General features: G+C 38.5%; 15 protein-coding genes. 2 read left to right on the top strand and 13 right to left on the bottom strand.

The window, feature by feature from the left end; all coding sequences use genetic code 11:
* Positions 1–87 precede the first annotated feature (87 nt).
* The 9 genes from R4Z09_RS04495 to R4Z09_RS04455 all read right to left on the bottom strand — a co-directional run bounded on the left by R4Z09_RS04495 (position 88) and on the right by R4Z09_RS04455 (position 8,471).
* Positions 88–582, bottom strand: a complete 495-nt coding sequence (locus tag R4Z09_RS04495; RefSeq protein WP_338451170.1) for a PTS sugar transporter subunit IIB — start codon at positions 580–582, stop codon at positions 88–90.
* 36 nt (positions 583–618) lie between these two features.
* A complete protein-coding gene (locus R4Z09_RS04490) occupies positions 619–1,035 on the bottom strand; it encodes a PTS sugar transporter subunit IIA (protein WP_338451169.1) in 417 nt (138 codons plus the stop codon).
* Between the two features lie 119 nt (positions 1,036–1,154).
* Positions 1,155–2,033, bottom strand: coding sequence for a PTS system mannose/fructose/sorbose family transporter subunit IID (locus R4Z09_RS04485; RefSeq protein ID WP_338451168.1), 879 nt, complete (start codon positions 2,031–2,033; stop codon positions 1,155–1,157).
* A 27-nt stretch (positions 2,034–2,060) separates the two neighbouring features.
* A complete protein-coding gene (locus R4Z09_RS04480; protein ID WP_338451167.1) occupies positions 2,061–2,828 on the bottom strand; it encodes a PTS sugar transporter subunit IIC in 768 nt (255 codons plus the stop codon).
* Between the two features lie 97 nt (positions 2,829–2,925).
* The gene (gene gnd, locus R4Z09_RS04475) at positions 2,926–3,825 is read right to left on the bottom strand and encodes a phosphogluconate dehydrogenase (NAD(+)-dependent, decarboxylating) (RefSeq protein ID WP_338451166.1); all 900 of its coding nucleotides are present in this window, start codon (positions 3,823–3,825) and stop codon (positions 2,926–2,928) included.
* Between the two features lie 279 nt (positions 3,826–4,104).
* Positions 4,105–4,302 (bottom strand): twin-arginine translocase TatA/TatE family subunit, encoded by a 198-nt coding sequence (locus R4Z09_RS04470; RefSeq protein WP_338451165.1) that lies wholly within the window; start codon positions 4,300–4,302, stop codon positions 4,105–4,107.
* A gap of 75 nt (positions 4,303–4,377) precedes the next feature.
* Entirely contained in the window at positions 4,378–6,036 is a 1,659-nt protein-coding gene (locus R4Z09_RS04465) for a PhoX family protein (protein ID WP_338451164.1), read from the bottom strand.
* A 156-nt stretch (positions 6,037–6,192) separates the two neighbouring features.
* Positions 6,193–6,879, bottom strand: coding sequence for a response regulator transcription factor (locus R4Z09_RS04460; protein WP_338451163.1), 687 nt, complete (start codon positions 6,877–6,879; stop codon positions 6,193–6,195).
* Positions 6,876–8,471: a sensor histidine kinase gene (locus R4Z09_RS04455; RefSeq protein ID WP_338451162.1), complete on the bottom strand. Its 1,596-nt coding sequence runs from the start codon at positions 8,469–8,471 to the stop codon at positions 6,876–6,878. The genes R4Z09_RS04460 and R4Z09_RS04455 overlap by 4 nt, the downstream gene beginning before the upstream one ends.
* A 152-nt stretch (positions 8,472–8,623) precedes the next feature.
* On the opposite strand from R4Z09_RS04455, the gene R4Z09_RS04450 reads away from it, so the two are divergent.
* On the top strand, positions 8,624–9,670 hold the full coding sequence (locus R4Z09_RS04450; protein WP_422392245.1) for a DctP family TRAP transporter solute-binding subunit: 1,047 nt from the start codon (positions 8,624–8,626) through the stop codon (positions 9,668–9,670).
* A 289-nt stretch (positions 9,671–9,959) separates the two neighbouring features.
* The gene (locus tag R4Z09_RS04445) at positions 9,960–11,258 is read left to right on the top strand and encodes a dicarboxylate/amino acid:cation symporter (protein WP_338451161.1); all 1,299 of its coding nucleotides are present in this window, start codon (positions 9,960–9,962) and stop codon (positions 11,256–11,258) included.
* 68 nt (positions 11,259–11,326) lie between these two features.
* On the opposite strand, the gene R4Z09_RS04440 is transcribed toward R4Z09_RS04445, so the two are convergent.
* The 4 genes from R4Z09_RS04440 to R4Z09_RS04425 all read right to left on the bottom strand — a co-directional run bounded on the left by R4Z09_RS04440 (position 11,327) and on the right by R4Z09_RS04425 (position 17,389).
* Entirely contained in the window at positions 11,327–12,688 is a 1,362-nt protein-coding gene (locus R4Z09_RS04440; RefSeq protein ID WP_338451160.1) for a sodium:alanine symporter family protein, read from the bottom strand.
* Positions 12,689–12,964: 276 nt separating this feature from the next.
* The gene (locus tag R4Z09_RS04435) at positions 12,965–13,642 is read right to left on the bottom strand and encodes a GTP pyrophosphokinase family protein (protein ID WP_338451159.1); all 678 of its coding nucleotides are present in this window, start codon (positions 13,640–13,642) and stop codon (positions 12,965–12,967) included.
* Between the two features lie 206 nt (positions 13,643–13,848).
* Positions 13,849–15,660, bottom strand: coding sequence for an ABC transporter ATP-binding protein (locus R4Z09_RS04430; RefSeq protein ID WP_338451158.1), 1,812 nt, complete (start codon positions 15,658–15,660; stop codon positions 13,849–13,851).
* Positions 15,641–17,389, bottom strand: a complete 1,749-nt coding sequence (locus R4Z09_RS04425; protein ID WP_338451157.1) for an ABC transporter ATP-binding protein — start codon at positions 17,387–17,389, stop codon at positions 15,641–15,643. Before R4Z09_RS04425 ends, R4Z09_RS04430 begins: the two co-directional genes overlap by 20 nt.
* Positions 17,390–17,434: the final 45 nt, after the last annotated feature.

Genomic DNA, 17,434 nt, shown 5'->3' with positions numbered 1-17,434 from the left:
CAAACACCTATAGTTTTGCAACTAATTGATAGTGATTGTAATACCATTTCAAAGGGTCAAATGTTTAATTTTGCGCTTCCGCTTTCCTTATTTAATCGCTTTGATGGCATCATCAAGAGAAACTTTTTTGCTGTCTGGAACTGTTTGGAAATAAACTTCAATTCCCTTTGCTTCAATTTCTTTTAATTTTTCAGCATCTGCTTGGTTTAAGCCAACAGAAGGAATAACGAATGTTGCATCAGGCTTTTTAGAAATTCCGCCTACATTTAGTTTTTCAACTGGCAGAACATCTTTATCTAGAACGCTTTTTACAGCTGTAATATTCTTGAATAAAAGAATAACATTATCATTTCCAAATTGATCTTGCTGCCATTTTTCTACTACTTCATCTGTGCTAAGCACATCGATTTTTAAGCCAGAAGAGGAATTTGTGTTAATATAAATATCCTTCATGAAATCATCAGATGCAGTTTCATTGTCGATTACGTAAATAGCATTTGTTCCTAACCCCTTAGACCATTTAGTCATAACTTGCCCATGAATAAGTCTGTCATCAATTCTTACAATATTAATTTTTCCCATCAAAATCTTCCTTTCATCGTTTAAATGAGTAATTGATTATTTCCTACCAATAAAAGCTCTGTCTAACAATTTGACACCCTCGCCAGCAGTTTGCTTTGCTGCTTCAATTAATTTATCGGTGTCCTCTTCAAATTTATATTGAGATAATGTTTCAATTAACATCGGCATGCTTACACCAGTCAAAATTTTCAAATCATGTTTGGCCAGTAATGTAAGTGATACATTGGAAGGACTTCCACCCAATAAATCAACGAGCACAATGGTCTCCAAACCTTTTTCAGCATTTCGGTCAACAACCTCATATGCCTGACTGCGAAGATCATCAACAGAATCTCCAGGTCTTAATGCTAACGCATCAACATCCTCCTGAGGACCCATAATCATTTCTGCACTTTTTACTAGTTCAATTCCAAATTCACCATGTGTAATTACAAGTACTGCTCTATTTGCCATGCTGAATCTCCTTCCTTATGTAGACCCTGTCCGGCGCTTATGCAAGCCGCCCCGGACAGATAAGTCATAAAGATATTATGTTCATTTTGTTATGATATAGCTGCGCAAGATTTTTAAAATTACAGGATACCAATTGCTGAAAGAATAACTAGTGTTACCGTTAAATAAATCATACCCTTTGTAATATTAAAGCCTTTTTTATCAAAGTAAAGGTATACAGCTAATACTGTTAGTAATGGTAACAAGCCTGGTAAAATTGAGTTTAGAATATCTTGAATAACAAACTCTTTTTCAGAAATGGTAAATTTCAGGGACGTATACACTTTTACATACGATCCGGCCAGTATCCCCATCATGAACAAACCTAGTACTGATAATGCATCGATAGCTGTCTTAACTTTTTGTCCTGCTAAAAGTTCTTTCGCCGCATTACGTCCTAAACCGTAACCCATTTTTGTAAAAAAGTATCCGTAAATAAACGTTGCAATACCAAAACAGATGAATGGGAATAACGCACCCCAAGCACTTCCTTGAGTCGCCCAAGGCAAGGCAATCGCGATAAAAATGTATTGAACGGTTCCAGAGTCAATTGCGTCTCCGATACCAGCTAAGGCACCCATCAAACCAACCTTCGTGTTGTTAATCATATCAACACTTGGAGCTTCTTCCTCTCTGCCTTCCGCAATCGCTTTGGCACGAGATTCTTCTAATGAAGTAGCAATTCCTGTCAGCGTACCGCCGCCCCAGATAGCCTGAGTGTTAAAGAACAGCAAATGTCTTTGGTAGGCTTCTTTTAAATCTTCTTCATTTTTATATAATTTTCTTAATGTCGGCATTAATCCAAACAGGAATGATGGTGCAACCATCCGGTCATACGTATGTGGAACTTCGTTTGCCCACCACCATCTAACCCATGATTTCATCAAATCTTTATTGGTAATTGGATCTGGGTAATTAGGTGAATTAGTAACATCCACTGAATTTTGCTCTGTACTCATATCTCTAGATCCTCCCTTTTAGAATAATTATTGTTTGGCATTCTTACTTGTAAATAGCACGTACATACCGGCTAAAATACATCCAAAAATTGCGTAAGTTACTGTGTTGATTTTTAGTGTTGCAAAAGAAACACTCGCAAAGTATGCAAGGAAGAAGAAAATAAGCAGGCTCTTCTTACCGATAACGTGCATAATAACCGCGATACCTAGTGCAGCAAGTCCACCGCCGACAATTTCAAGTACATGAAGTACACGTCCGCCGGAGATAGCGTTTACAAAGTCTGCAATTACCGGTGCACCAAAGTATAAAGCAATAAATACTAATGGAATGAATAAACAGAAACTGATAATAGCCGGTATTACGATAATAGACAAAACTAGTCCTTTGTCATTGGCTTCTGCGGCATATTTATCCATCAACCGGGTGACAAAAGTGTTTAAGAAGAAACGGAATTGATATAAATAACTTCCTAATAGTCCTACTGGAACGGCAATCGCTACCGCTTCCTGCGGTGATAAATCTCCCAATAAGGCAACCGGTACAGCAATCGCAGCCGCAATTGCCGGTTCACTTGGAAGCGCTCCACCCGGTGCAACCGCACCCATATAAATTAATTGAATAGCAGCTGTAATGACCATTGCTTCTGCTACCTGACCCGTAATTACCCCAACCATCAAACCGGTCATCAGCGGGCTGAAACGTAATGTTAATGTTGCATAACCTAAGATACGAGATTCTACAAGTGCTACCCATATCGCAATCAAAAGTGCTTGTGCAACTGTAAGATGTTCCATCTAATCATTCTCTCCTTTTTTTAAAAATTTGCAGTATTAGTAAGTAATACAGATCATCTACTAATAACTTTCCGTTTATTTGAGCCAATTATGCTTATCAATCATTTCTTACAACACTGTGACCGCCAAATTCATTTCTTAATGCAGCTACGACCTTTGCCGAAAAACTGTCTTCCTCCTTCGAGCGGTTACGCATCATAAGCGAAAGCGCTATTACTGGAGCCGGAACTTCTAAATCCAAGGCCGTCTCGAGCGTCCATTTTGCTTCACCAGAAGCATCGACTACACCTTTGATTCCCTCTAATTTAGCATCCTTACTAAATGCGCTTTCAGATAGTTCCATTAGCCAGCTGCGGATAACTGAACCGTTATTCCACACTTTTGCAACAGCTGCTAAATCAAAATGAAACTGACTCTTTTCAACGATTTGAAACCCTTCACCAATCGCCTGCATCATGCCATACTCAATCCCGTTATGTACCATTTTAAGAAAATGGCCGCTGCCTGATTCGCCAGCATATAGGTAACCGTTTTCAACAGAAACATCTTTAAAGGCCTGTTCCACTTTTTCAAAGGCTTCTTTGTTTCCGCCGATCATTAGACAGGCACCCTGGTTTGCACCGGATGTTCCGCCGGATGTTCCCACATCAAGAAAATGGATTCCTTTTTCAGCTGATTTTTGCGCGCGCTTCATTGAATCATGGTAGTTAGAATTTCCACCTTCAATAATAATGTCATCCGCTTTCATTTTTTCGATAAGCTCGGACACCACAGTATCTGTTGGCTTTCCTGCTGGAACCATTACCCAGACAACGTGAGGCGCTTCCAATTTGTTAAGCAGTTCATCAATACTGTCAGCTGTATCGATTCCTTCCTCTGCAGCTCTTTTTCTTGCATCCTCGGAAAGGTCAAAACTTTCGACAGTATGGCCGTTATTCTTTAAGTTCAATGCAAGATTGAAGCCCATCTTGCCTAATCCAATCATTCCAATATTCACCTGAATCCTCCTCCTGACGAACTCATTTTACTACTATAATGAAAGCGGTTCAATACATTTATTGAAAAAAATTTAATAAAAATATATTATTTGTAAAAAAAAATTCAATCTAATTGATTTTCCGTCAAAAGTATTACAATATTAATGATTTCATTCTTCGTAGTTTTCTCGAAAGACTCTTTTTTATTCAAAAAGCACAAAGCAAAAAAGCGCCTAAACATTAGGCGCTTTTGATTCTAATATCTTTATTTAATATTTAAAATATCGATAATATAAAAGTTATTTAATTCTCTTAATTTCCTTTTCATTTTCCTTTGAGTCTTCATCATCTGCCACTAAATCCTTTGCAGACTTTTTAAATTCCTTTAACGTCGACCCGACAGCCCGTCCTAACTCAGGGAGCTTAGATGGCCCAAAAATAATCAGAGCTAGAATCAACACGAGAATCAAACCAGGAATACCAATATTGGAAAGCATATGATTCCTCCTCATTCATTTGGTGTCAGGCACCATAAAGACATTTACCCATTTATGGTGTCAGGCACCGTTTGATTAAAATCCGGTAATAGCGATTACTGCAGGTCTTGGCATTGTGTCATTTGCACGGTGCGGCCACATACTTGTTGGATTTTTAACATCTTCGGTATTTTCGCCCGGATGCTGTACGGCTAAGAATAATGTTGTTTCATCTGGTGTAAAGCATGGTCCTGTCATTTCAGCTTCGATTGGAGCTGAAGCAAATTGGAATGCTTCCCCTACTTCATCTTCTTTTACATTCTTATATGCAACAGTTGGAATGACAAATAATCCATTATTTTTGAAGTGCTTATGGATGCCTTTATTTAAACTGCTTGAAGAAATATCTGTAACTGTCCAAAGATTGGCATTGCTGTCAAATGTTAAGTTATCCGGTGCACTAAAGCCGCTTTGCTTACCACCTGCAGCAAAAATTTCAAAATCAAATGTTAATGATCCAAGATCATTGTTATCTTCAATAAATCTTGTAATGTGTCCATGGAAGTTACCATGCTTGTCATTGTTTGTATGTGCAATGAAAACTGTTTTATCAAATGGAGAAATCTCAACGTCTTCTGGACGGTCTGTTGGTGTTCCGCCGATTAATTTAGAAGCTTCATCCGCATATACTAGAACATCTGCTTGAGTTTGGTATTTTGCTTCAAGGTCTGCTTTACCTTTAATTTTTTCACGTACATATTCAATTGTCATAGGTTCCCATACGCCTTTTTTCATGTTAGCAACATAAAGCGTACCTTCTTCTAAAAGCTTAGAATTAGCTCTGCCAGCTGATTCTACATATTTGTCTTTACTAATAAACTTATAAACACAAGCATCTTTAACGTCGTCACCCATGTATACAACAACTCGTCCATCGTTTGCTATACCCATTGCAGCATTTTCATGATGGAAACGTCCTAATGCTGTATGCTTACGTACTTTGAAGTTTGGATCAAATGGATCAATTTCCACAATCCAGCCATAGTGGTTTTCATTTAAACCAGCTGCTTCACAAGTATCTTCATAGTTTTCTTCAGCAGAAAGTACTGTGTTCCATAATGTTTTACCACCGGAACAGTTTGCAAACGTTCCTTGAACAGTTGTTGCTCCAGCCATTGCCGCTGAACCTTTAGCAGGACCTGTTACATCAAACGGAGTTAAACCAGAAACACGGCGTGCAATAGTAGAATCTGAAACCAGCTTCCAGCCGCCTTTTTTATCTCCTTTTACTTCGATGATAGATCCGCCTTGTACGTAAAGCATTTGATTAATTTGATCAGCTGTATAAGCTCCGTTTAGACCCTTTGGTGCACCTTGAACAAAGAGATCACTAGAATACTCATGGTTTACCCAAAGTAATCCGTGGTTATTTGATCCGTCAATTGGGAAATATTGAGTGAAATCATTATTAAAACCAAATGTATCTCCAGCCTTGTTAATTGTATCTCCGTATGCGGCAACTACTTCATATTTATATCCTTTTGGAAGGGTAATATCATCTGCATTAGATGGTGCAATTGGCTTGAAATTTAAGCCAGATACTTTCTTATTGAAGCCAAATAAATTATTTGCTGCATCTCTGCCTTTTGCTTCAACTTTTGGAGCTAGTCCACCTAGACCAGCTGAAGCTACCGTTAATGCTGCAGCCCCTGTTCCTACATATGTTAAAAATTTACGGCGATTAATTTCAGTCACGTTAGTACCCTCTTTTCAATTATTTATTACCTTTACTCTATTAAAAATAGTAATAAATAATTGTTAAGCGACTAGTAGGAATACTTTAAGAGATTCTAAATATTTGTATAGTTTTTTACGAGATTGTAAATTTTTTAGACTTCTACATTTTTCAGCCTATTTTAATAGGTACTTATTAATCGGACGGCCAACCCCGCCATAATATATATCCAGTTCTACCTTTCCGCACTTTTCCAGAAAATCTAAGTATCTTCTGACAGTAACCCTTGCCAGCCCTACTCCTTCAGCAACACTTTCTGCTGAAAGAGACTCTTTACAATGGGATAAATACTCCATAATCTTATCCAATGTCAGTTGATTTAGTCCTTTTGGAAGGATGCCATAATCCTCTTTTTCCCCTGACTCGTGTTCCTCCTTCTTGAAGAAAATCTCATCTAATTCCTTTTGTGATATATTTCCCTTTTCAGATAATTGCAGACAAAATGCCCGATAATTTTCAAGTGATTTTTTAATCCGTTCAAATTTAAATGGTTTAACAATATAATCAAATGCCCCATTTTGAATAAATGAACGAACTGTTTCAATATCACTTGCAGCTGTAATAGCAATAATATCAACCTTATGGGCTTCCGATCTAACTTTGAATAGTGTTTCAAGACCGTCCTGATCGGGCATATACACATCGACCAAAGCCAGATCAGGCTTTAATTGCCTGATCATTTCTAATCCCTGTATCCCATTATTAGCGGTGCCAATCACCTCAAAGCCATCTACTTGATTGACAAACTGGCGGTTCACTTCCTGTACCATGAGGTCATCCTCTATTAAGACGACTTTAATCATTCTCCCTCACCCATTTCAAATGTAATTGAAAAAGTCGTTCCCTGATCCACCGTTGATTCGACATGTATCGTGCCGTGCCCCTTTTCAACGATTTGTTTTACTAGATAAAGACCGATTCCTCTTCCTGTCGCAGAGGATTTTGAAGTATACCCCTCATTAAAAATTTTTGGCAGCCTATCGTTCGGAATGCCGCAGCCATTATCCTCTACCATAACATTTAATACCTTTTCTGTTTGCTGGATACTGACATAAATTTCTTTCTCGTTTTCCGGCCTATTTTTAAAAGAATCAAAAGCATTTTCAATTAAGTTTCCGAGAATCAATACAAAATCATGATGGTCAATCAGCTTAGGAAACCTTTTTAAGATACTGTGACGATCAATTTCAATATGAATCCCAAGCTCTTTCCCCCGGCTGACTTTTCCAATTAATAAACCTACCAGACTATCATCCCCGATATTACGACTCAAAAATCGGGTTAGTTCTCCCTGCTCTTCGGTTGCTTCAAATACATACTCCAGCGCCTTACCATTTTTCCCCAACTGAATTAAACCGGCAATTGTATGGAGCTTATTCATATGTTCATGATTTTGAGCTCTTAGGGCACCAACAAATGCCTTCACACCTGTTAATTCTTCAGCTAATTTTTTCACCTCGGTGCGGTCTTGAAAGACAGCGATGGCTCCGACCGTGTTACCATCCACTTTAATCGGGATTCGATTACTTACGATTACAAGATTACGTATATGCAAATCCTTATTATAGATCGGCTTATTAATCTCTAGGATCTCCGGCAGATAGGAATCCGGCAGGACAGAGGTAACCTTTCTTCCGATTACCTCTCCTTCCACCCCGAGCATTTTTTTTGCACGGTCGTTAAATATCGTGATAACTTCATCATTATCAATCGCAATGATTCCTTCCTGCATCGCGTTAAAGGTTTCGGTTCTTTCGACGAGAATTCGAGCGATTTCCTCTGGTTCGAGCTTAAACATTTGTCTTTTAATATGTCTTGCTAAAATCCATGCTCCCCAGGCACTAAAAGCAAATGTAATACCTGCAGTTAAGAATAACTGGAGCTTTAGTGAAGAAACCATTGCCAGAATTCCTGGCAGCTTATACCCAGCAATAACAACACCAATTTGCTGGTGAGAGCTGTTCATAATTGGAACAAAAGCCCTGATGACTGTGCCAATCTCACCTTTCGCTTTGGTTGTATAGCTATGCTCAGTAAAGGAAGGACCTTCATCAGCACTGGTAGAAGGTGTTCCAACCTGCTCGGCATTCGGATGGGTCAGACGGATACGGTCCATATTAAGAATGACAATATAATCTGCATTATTAATCATTCTAAGTCTTTCGACTATTTTAGAAAGATTAGAGTTTGCATCTGGCTGTTCTCCCAAATGTTCATTCATATTTGGCAGTTCGGCAACGGTTCTAGCTGTCAGCAATGCACGTTCCTTTACCTCATATTCCTGTTCCCGTAGAAACTGTCCTATCAGGATGACACCTAAGAGAACTAACGAGAACCAAACAATATAAATAATAAGACTAGTCATTTTCCACTGAATGGATGAACGAATCTTCATAGGGTTATCCCTTTCAATTAATCACAAATAACATCTTAATATAATAATATCATGCAACAGCATCCATACAGAAAGAAAAATGCTATCATTATGTTACTAGCTGTCCCTATTATTGGAATTCATCTTACAATAGATAAAAAGAGGAATGTACAATGAAGCACTTTATGATAGCCAGTCTCTTAACGATCATTGGTTTAGTTGTCTTTATTCTAATTGATTCCGAAACTATTTTCCCGCAAGAGAAAATGACTGTTGATGAAGAGCAGCAAGGTCTAAAGGATCAGATTACAATTATCTTCAGTCATGTAGTGGCCGAAAATACCCCTAAAGGGCTTGCGGCACAAAAGTTCGCTGAGCTCGTCTATGAAAAAACAGACGGTCGTGTAAAGGTAGAAGTCTATCCGAACGGAATTCTTTATTCTGATCATAACGAGCTTGATGCATTAAAGCGCGGGAAGATCCAGATGATTGCTCCAAGCTACACAAACATGACAGAGCTGGTGCCGGAATGGAAGGTTTTAGACCTGCCCTTCCTTTTTCACGACTATGACCATGCCAAAGCTGTGTTTACAGGCGAAACCGGTAAAGAGCTTCTTCAATATCTTGACAGCAGCAAACTGAAAGGATTAGCATTTTGGAGCAACGGCTTTAAGCAAATGACAAGCAGCGTCCATCCCTTACTTGAACCTGCTGATTTTAAGAACCAAACCTTCCGCGTGATGTCTGGTGATGTACTAAAAAAACAGTTTCAATTACTTGGTGCTACACCGGTAACGGCCTCTTTCACGGATGTATACAGTTCGCTTGAAAAACATCAGTTTGACGGCCAAGAAAATACCCTATCAAATATCTATTCGAAAGGACTCTATAAATTTCAACCATATTTAACCCTGAGCAACCATGGTTTCCTAGGTTACAGTGTCATCATCAACAATGAGTTTTGGAGCCGAATCCCTTCTGATATTCAACAGCAAATAACGGAAGCTATGTTAGAAACCACTTTATGGAATATGGATGAATCGAAGAAAATGAACGAAATTCAGCTGGAAGAAATGAAAAAGCAAGCTGACGTATCGATTTATGAACTTCCAATTGAAGCAAAAAGGCGTTGGATTGAAAAATTCAAGCCTTTATACGAAGAACTAGAAAAGCAAATGCCCGATAACCTGATTAATAGAATTAGGAAAACAAGTAGTTAAATTTTGTTACGATAACGGTCCAACAGCGGGCCGTTTGTTTTGTTATAAAACAGTCTTTTTGTAAACCGCTTTCATTCATTTTTTATAATAAATCGTTTTAAAAAATCATTGATATTTAAATGTTTTTATTGTTGTATAACATATAATGACCAAAAAGAACAAAAAGAACAATATTACCATAACAATAGTTTATTCCAATAGTCTGATAATATAGAAAACAGTTACAAAACGTTCACAAATAGGGGATACGAAACAAATTGGGAGTACGAAATAAAAGGGGGATAAGTAGTTGAAAAAGCTGTTGAACAATTTAACTGTTCGTGTAGTCATTGGGATATTATTAGGAATTGCTGTTGGCTTTATTTTCCCTGAATTCGGAGCCAAGCTTAAAGTGCTTGCCGACATTTTCATAAAGTTAATTAAAATGGTTATTGCACCAATTATCTTCTTTACTGTTGTCATCGGAATTGGAAGTATGGGGGATTTAAAGAAGGTAGGAAGAATTGGCGGAAAAGCCCTGCTATATTTTGAAATCATCAGTACCTTCGCTCTTGCCATCGGTCTTATCGTTGTGAATCTCCTACAACCTGGAAAAGGCTTTAACATCGGTGCTGTTGAGGGCGGTGATATTTCTCAATATACAACACAAGCTGCAGAATCTGAACACGGATTTATCTCATTCATTATGGGGATCATTCCTGAAAACGCTGTCGCTGCACTTGCAGGCGGCGAATTGCTGCCGATTCTGTTCTTTGCGATTTTATTTGGAATTTCAATGGCTGCAATGGGAGAAAAGGCAGCATCTGTTGTATCTTTCTTTGAAAAAGTTTCAGAAATATTCTTCGGTATTGTTAATATCATCATGAAGTTTTCTCCGATCGCTGCATTTGGTGCGATGGCTTACACAATTGGTAATTTTGGTATCGGTTCTCTTGTATCACTTGGAAAACTGATGGGATCTGTTTACATTACCATGTTCCTTTTTGTTGTCTTCATCTTAGGTGCAGTTGCTAAAATCTATAAGTTTAATATTATAAAATTTATTGCTTATATCAAAGAGGAAATCCTGCTTGTATTAGGAACATCCTCCTCTGAATCAGCCCTGCCAAAGATGATGGAACGCTTAGAAAAGTTCGGCTGTTCAAAATCTGTTGTTGGTTTAGTGGTTCCAACAGGGTACTCGTTTAACTTAGACGGTACTGCCATTTATTTATCGATGGCTGCTATCTTTATTGCCCAGGCATACGGAGTTGACCTCTCCATTTGGCAGGAAATCACTCTCTTAGGGATTCTGATGTTAACATCAAAAGGAGCTGCTGGTGTTACCGGTTCAGGCTTTATCACACTTGCCGCCACATTAGCTGCATTCCCAATGATTCCTGTAGAAGGTATAGCTCTACTGTTAGGTGTTGACCGCTTCATGTCTGAAGCACGGGCGATTACGAACCTAATTGGTAACGGTGTTGCAACAGTTGTTGTCTCAAAAATGGAAAATGAATTCAATCCAAATCAAGTTGTTGACGAAACAGCAGAAAGAAACGTACCAAATGCAGAGAAACACACTGTGATTCAATCCGAAATAGGATAAGCAAAATAAATGAAAAAGCCTGTATTGATAGTTGATTACTATTAATACAGGCTTTTGTTATGAAATGTTTATGCTGTGACATCCGTACCTTTTTGTTCTGCTAATTTTTCCTCCGCTCGAAGCTTTTTAAATTCCTTCGTTGAAGCTACGACAACTCCTGATAATGCAATAAGTCCGATTAAGTTTGGAATTGCCATTAGTGCATTAAAGATGTCTGCGATTGTCCATACCAAACCTAGATTCATTCCCGCACCAATTAATACGGTTAATGTATAAACCACTCGGTAGGCTGTAATGGATTTATCACCAAATAGATACTCAAAACATTTCTCACCATAATAAGCCCATCCTAGAACGGTGGAATAGGCAAATAATATAATCCCGACTGTAACAATCCAACCACCGCCAGGTAGCAGTGCATTAAAGGTTTCAGTTGTTAAGGCAGCCCCTGTTAAGTCACTGTTTCCAATATATAAGCCGCCCATGACTAATGTTATTCCTGTAATGGAGCAAACAACAATTGTATCTATAAAAGTCCCTGTCATTGAGATAAGTGCCTGACGACCTGGATGATCAGTCTTTGCAGCAGCCGCTGCAATAGGTGCTGAACCCATACCCGCTTCATTAGAGAATACACCGCGTGCTACCCCCCAGCGAATGACAGCCCCAATCGCTCCACCTGCAACTGCCTGCCCTGTAAATGCATCTGTAAAAATGAGTCCTAAAGCGGAAGGCAGAATATCAATATTCATTAAAATGATCACAAGACCGCCTGCTACATAAAAAACAGCCATAATTGGTACGAAGTATGACGTTACTCTACCAATACTTTGAATTCCCCCTAATATAACAAGTGCAGTAAAAATCGTTAAAATAATTCCAGTAATCCAAGGATTTACGCCAAAACTTGATTCAACAGCAGCAGCAACTGAATTTGACTGAACAGAGCTTCCGATTCCAAAGGCAGCAATAGACCCAAACAAGGCAAATAGAACAGCAAGCCATTTCCAGCCTAACCCTTTCTCAATAAAATACATCGGTCCGCCAGCCATTTGGCCATTTTTACCGACAACACGATATTTTACTGCTAAAATGGCTTCAGAATACTTTGTAGCCATCCCTACAAGTGCTGTCACCCACATCCAAAATACAGCTCCAGGCCCTCCCAATACAACAGCCGTCGCAACCCCGGCTATATTACCCGTTCCGATTGTAGCAGCCAAAGCGGTCATTAAGGATTGGAAGTGGGAAATATCCCCTTCAGAGGAATGGTCTTGATTTTTTGAAAAAGCAAGTTTTAACGCGTACGGCAAACTGCTAAACTGGTAAAAACCAATACGAAATGTAAGAAACAACCCGGTTCCAACAATTAGGATAAGTGTCGGAGGACCCCAAACAAAATTACTTACCATGGTTAAAAACTCAGTCATAATTCCACCAGCCTCTCATATTTTTATTCAATTATATGTGTGGACAATGCTGTTATTCTAAGTTGCAGCGGAATCTAACTACTTATTAAAAAGAAAGTAACCTCCTCCATAAAATCCATTCAAAATATTCAGTGTATTCTAATTATATTGAATTCAATTGTTAATAACAATAGATTTATGCGAAAAACACAGAGTTTGTTATATAACAGATAGAATCATAGAAAAAGAAAAACGAGCGAAGTATACCTTCACTCGTTTTTCTTTTCTATGATTCTATTAAATTTTCATTTCCTCTAACTTAAAGAGATCCACATCATCGCGGATTTTCTTCATTTTTTCATCTAAAAAATGCGCTGCATCTGCTGCTTTTTTTAATTCTAATTGCAGTTCTTCAGGAATTTCTTTTTCAAATTTATAGTAGATTTTATGTTCCAGACTTGCCCAAAAGTCCATAGCAATCGTCCGAATCTGTATTTCTACTTTTACTTTTTTCACATCGTTAGATAAGAAGACAGGTATCTTTACAATTAAGTGCAAACTCTTATAACCGTTTGCTTTTGGCTTTTTAATATAATCCTTGACGCGAATAACTTCAATATCATCCTGTCTGCAAATAGCGTCAAACATGGTATAAATATCGGAAATAAAAGAACAAGTGATACGAACCCCAGCTATATCGTGAATTTGTTCAATGGCATTTCCAACGGTAATCTCCAAACCTTTTCGTTGAAGCTTCTTCGCTATACTAGCAGGGCTTTTAATTCGAGATTTCATATGTTCAATCGGATTATGATTATGAATATACTGATATTCTTCATTTAATATCTTTAGTTTTGTATTAATTTCCTCTAGTGCAAATTTATAAACAAATAAATGTTCTTTCCATTCAAGCAGGTTTGATTGCAGAATTTCAGTTTCATGTATTTTTTTCTTTAATTCTTCTGTAGGTATCATCAGGGTTGATAAGTCTCCTTCGGTTTCTTATACACTTTTTCAGCGTCAACACCAAGTCTTTTTAATACTTCGATGATTTGATCAATCGTTTTTACCATTGTCGCCATCCCTTATGAAATGTCTTCTAGATTAGTATAGTACAAAATGACCAGTCAGTCAAAAGACAAAAAGGGGGAACCACAGCGGTGCACCCCTTCTAAGTATTTCTATTGTTGACCACTTAGTTCATAATAAAAACCCTTTCTAGCTAACAACTCTTCATGTTTACCTCTTTCTATAATTCTTCCTTCTGACAATACAAGAATTTGATCTGCCCTTCTGATTGTATTCAGTCGATGGGCAACAACAAAACTCGTCCTTCCTTTCATCAGACGGCCAAGCGCTTCTTGGATTTGCAACTCTGTTATTGTATCAATACTGCTTGTCGCTTCATCCAAAATCAAAATAACCGGATCGGCTAATACGGCTCTAGCAATGGACAAAAGCTGTTTTTGCCCCTGACTAATTCCTCCTCCATCCTGCTTTAGGATTGTGTCATACTGGTTAGGCAGCTTCATGATAAAGGAATGGGCATTGGCCGTTTTGGCTGCTTCTATTACCGCTTCATCAGATGCATCTAACCGGCCAAAACGAATATTTTCACGAATGGTCCCTTCGAAAAGGTAGGAATCCTGAAGGACAAACGCCATTGCTTTTCTTAAGCTTTCTCTTGTCACCTTTTTTATTTCCTGACCATCAATCCAGATGCTGCCGCTCTCTGCATCGTAAAATCTGGAGATCAGATTAATAATGGTTGATTTTCCCGCTCCGGTTGGGCCGACAAGGGCAATCATTTCCCCTTGTGAAGCGGAAAAACTAACATCCCTGATCGTTTGACTATCCTCTTCATAAGAAAAGGATACATTTCGGAATTCAATTTCACCGCACACATTGGAAAGTGTAACGGCCGCTGCTTCATCAATGGTCTCTTCGTCCAAATCAAGAATCTCAAACACACGCTCAGCCCCGGCAACAGCAGATAATAAGGTATTAAACTGATTAGCTAAATCATTCAGCGGTCTTGTAAATTGTCTTGCATATTCTGTAAAAATCACAATCGTGCCAATGGTAACTGCTCCTTTTAGCGCTAATACTCCCCCGAACGCTGCCACAATGGCAAAGCTCAGATTATTCAAGACATTCATTAGCTTCGGAATGAACCCTGAATAGGATTGTGACCAAAATCCCGCTGCCTTTAATCTTTCACTTTTATCATCAAAATCCTCAAGAACTTTCTGTTCCTGCGAAAATGCTTTCACAATCTTTTGTCCGGAAATGGTTTCCTCAATAAATCCATTCAAATCCCCAAGGTTTCGCTGCTGCTCTCTAAAAAGCTTTCCTGTTCGATTGGTGATCCACCTCATTCCCATGAACATTAACGGGACAATAATCAAGGTAACCATTGTTAACAAGGGACTTAAGAAAAGCATAACGAGAATGGTGCCTGTTAAGGTCAGGATACTCGAGAGGATTTGGATAAATGAACTGTTTAATGTGGAACTAACATTTTCAATATCATTTGTGACCCTGCTCATTAATTCTCCATGCTTCTTTTTATCGAAAAAGGAAATCGGAAGCTGATGAAGGTGTTGAAAAAGCTCCGTCCTCATCGTCCATACCGTTTTTTGCGCAATCCCAATCATCCAATAATTCTGCAGCCACAGTGAAATAGAGTGAAGTGCGTAAATGAAGAGCAATGAGGCTAAAACGAGAATTAGTCCTGTCATATTTTTTGAGACAATGTAATCGTCAATGGCTCTGCCTAAAAGGAAAGGGCCAAGCAGCCCAAGAATCGAGCTTAGTATGACCATAAAAATGACGAACATTAATATCCTTTTATGAACCATCAAATAATTCCATAACTTCACTAATGTCCCTTTCCAATCATTGATAGAAACCTTTTGTTTTGCTTTCGTACTGACGTCTTCGTTCAACTGGATCTTTTTATATTGAAAGGGTTTACTGAGCTCCTTGAACATCCTTATCCTTCAGCCTCCCTTCCTCCAATTGTGATTGATAGATTCGCTGATAAAGTGAAGATGATGCTAATAGTGTCTCATGATTACCCTTTGCAAGCAGTTTTCCATCATCAAGAAGTAAAACGAAATCGGCATTAAGCGCTGTGCTGATTTTTTGCGTCACGATCAATGTCGTACAATCATATGACTTAACTGCTTCCAACAGCTTCCTTTCCGTTTGCAGGTCTAACGCGCTTGTACTGTCATCAAGCAATAAGATTTTCGGCCTTCTGATCAAGGCTCTTGCAATGGAAAGGCGCTGCTTCTGACCACCGGAGAGATTCACTCCTCTTTGCCCAATCCTTGTCTCATATAAATCAGGAAGTTTACAAATCGTTTCATGTATTTGGGCATTTTTTGCAGCAGCAATCACTTCTTCCATGCTTGCATCGTTTTTTCCCCACAGAATATTTTCTTTTACAGATCCTGTAAATAACAATGATTCCTGTGGAACATAGCCGATTTGCATGCGAAGCTGCCGCATATTATACTTAGTCACATTTCGATCATCAATCAAAACCTCTCCTTCATCTGCATCATATAGCCGGGGAATCAGTTGAAATAATGATGTTTTTCCCGATCCTGTCGCCCCTAGGACAGCAACCGTTTGCTTGGGCTCAATCAAAAAGGATAAATCCTCAATGACTGATACATTTGTTTCAGGGTATCGAAAAGAAACATGACGAAACTCCACTTTTCCATTTAGAAAATCATGCTCTATTTCCCAGTTTTCACTACCCTGTTGGTCAACCCGCTCTCTTAGAACCTCCGAAACTCTGTCAGCAGATGCCCTAAAACGTGAAAAAGCAGATATGATAAAGGATAATACCGATAAGGATGTGGTAATTCTAAGTGCGTAATTGATGATAGCGACAACTTCCCCTATCTTGACACCGCCCTGATTAATTTCAGCACGTCCAAACCATATCAACCCAAGAATACTTATGTTCATAACAAACAACAGTACTGGCATAATCACTTCCATGAATCTTAATGCATCAGATGTTTTCTCCATTAGCTGCGAACTTTTTTGGTTAAAACGATTCGCTTCATGTGAATGACGTAAAAATGCCTTAATCAATCTCATCGCCGTTAAATTTTCACGCATCACACGATTTACTTCATCAAGCTTTTTCTGAACCACGCCAAACTGTTTTCTTCCCTTCTTTAAGGCAAACACAAGAAAAAGAAATACTAATGGAATTGTTAGGATGAGAATAAGAGCCAACTTTGCATTAACAACAAACGCCATGATCATTGCACCAATAATGAGTAACGGCGCCCTCAACATGATCCGCAACCCCATAAAAATAGTATTTTGAAGCTGTGTAACATCGTTTGTTAAGCGGGTGATAAGAGAAGCTGTCGGATATTGATTCAAATTTGAAAAGGAAAATCGCTGTATTTTTTCATATAATTTTCTTCTGATATCATAGCCAAAGCTTTGGCTGACATGTGCGGCATAGAAAGAATTTGTCACTCCCGCTATAAAAGACAGAAGTGAAATACCTGTCATGATGCCTCCCCAAACTAAGATGGTGGAAAGTTCCCCCTTCAAAATTCCTTCATCTATTACTTCCGCCATTAGATATGGCTGTAAAAGCTCTACTGCCAGCTCAATCAGCATTAAAAATAAAGCAAAAACCGCTGGAATTCGATAAGTCTTTAAAAAAGAAAAAACACTTGCCATACTTAGCCTCCTGTAATTAATTACCTTTCCATTTTACAATTTTAA

Source organism: Niallia oryzisoli (genome assembly GCF_036670025.1).
Classification (GTDB): domain Bacteria; phylum Bacillota; class Bacilli; order Bacillales; family Cytobacillaceae; genus Bacillus_BD; species Bacillus_BD oryzisoli.
This window is presented reverse-complemented; position numbering and strand designations above follow the sequence as displayed.

Coding starts and splice junctions, on each gene's coding strand:
- R4Z09_RS04480 (WP_338451167.1), bottom strand. CDS start 2,828: ATGGAACATCTTACAGTTGCACAAGCACTTTTGATTGCGATATGGGTA.
- R4Z09_RS04440 (WP_338451160.1), bottom strand. CDS start 12,688: ATGACTGAGTTTTTAACCATGGTAAGTAATTTTGTTTGGGGTCCTCCG.
- R4Z09_RS04455 (WP_338451162.1), bottom strand. CDS start 8,471: ATGAAGATTCGTTCATCCATTCAGTGGAAAATGACTAGTCTTATTATT.
- R4Z09_RS04490 (WP_338451169.1), bottom strand. CDS start 1,035: ATGGCAAATAGAGCAGTACTTGTAATTACACATGGTGAATTTGGAATT.
- R4Z09_RS04450 (WP_422392245.1), top strand. CDS start 8,624: ATGAAGCACTTTATGATAGCCAGTCTCTTAACGATCATTGGTTTAGTT.
- R4Z09_RS04460 (WP_338451163.1), bottom strand. CDS start 6,879: ATGATTAAAGTCGTCTTAATAGAGGATGACCTCATGGTACAGGAAGTG.
- R4Z09_RS04425 (WP_338451157.1), bottom strand. CDS start 17,389: ATGGCAAGTGTTTTTTCTTTTTTAAAGACTTATCGAATTCCAGCGGTT.
- R4Z09_RS04430 (WP_338451158.1), bottom strand. CDS start 15,660: ATGTTCAAGGAGCTCAGTAAACCCTTTCAATATAAAAAGATCCAGTTG.
- R4Z09_RS04495 (WP_338451170.1), bottom strand. CDS start 582: ATGGGAAAAATTAATATTGTAAGAATTGATGACAGACTTATTCATGGG.
- R4Z09_RS04435 (WP_338451159.1), bottom strand. CDS start 13,642: ATGATACCTACAGAAGAATTAAAGAAAAAAATACATGAAACTGAAATT.
- R4Z09_RS04485 (WP_338451168.1), bottom strand. CDS start 2,033: ATGAGTACAGAGCAAAATTCAGTGGATGTTACTAATTCACCTAATTAC.
- R4Z09_RS04470 (WP_338451165.1), bottom strand. CDS start 4,302: ATGCTTTCCAATATTGGTATTCCTGGTTTGATTCTCGTGTTGATTCTA.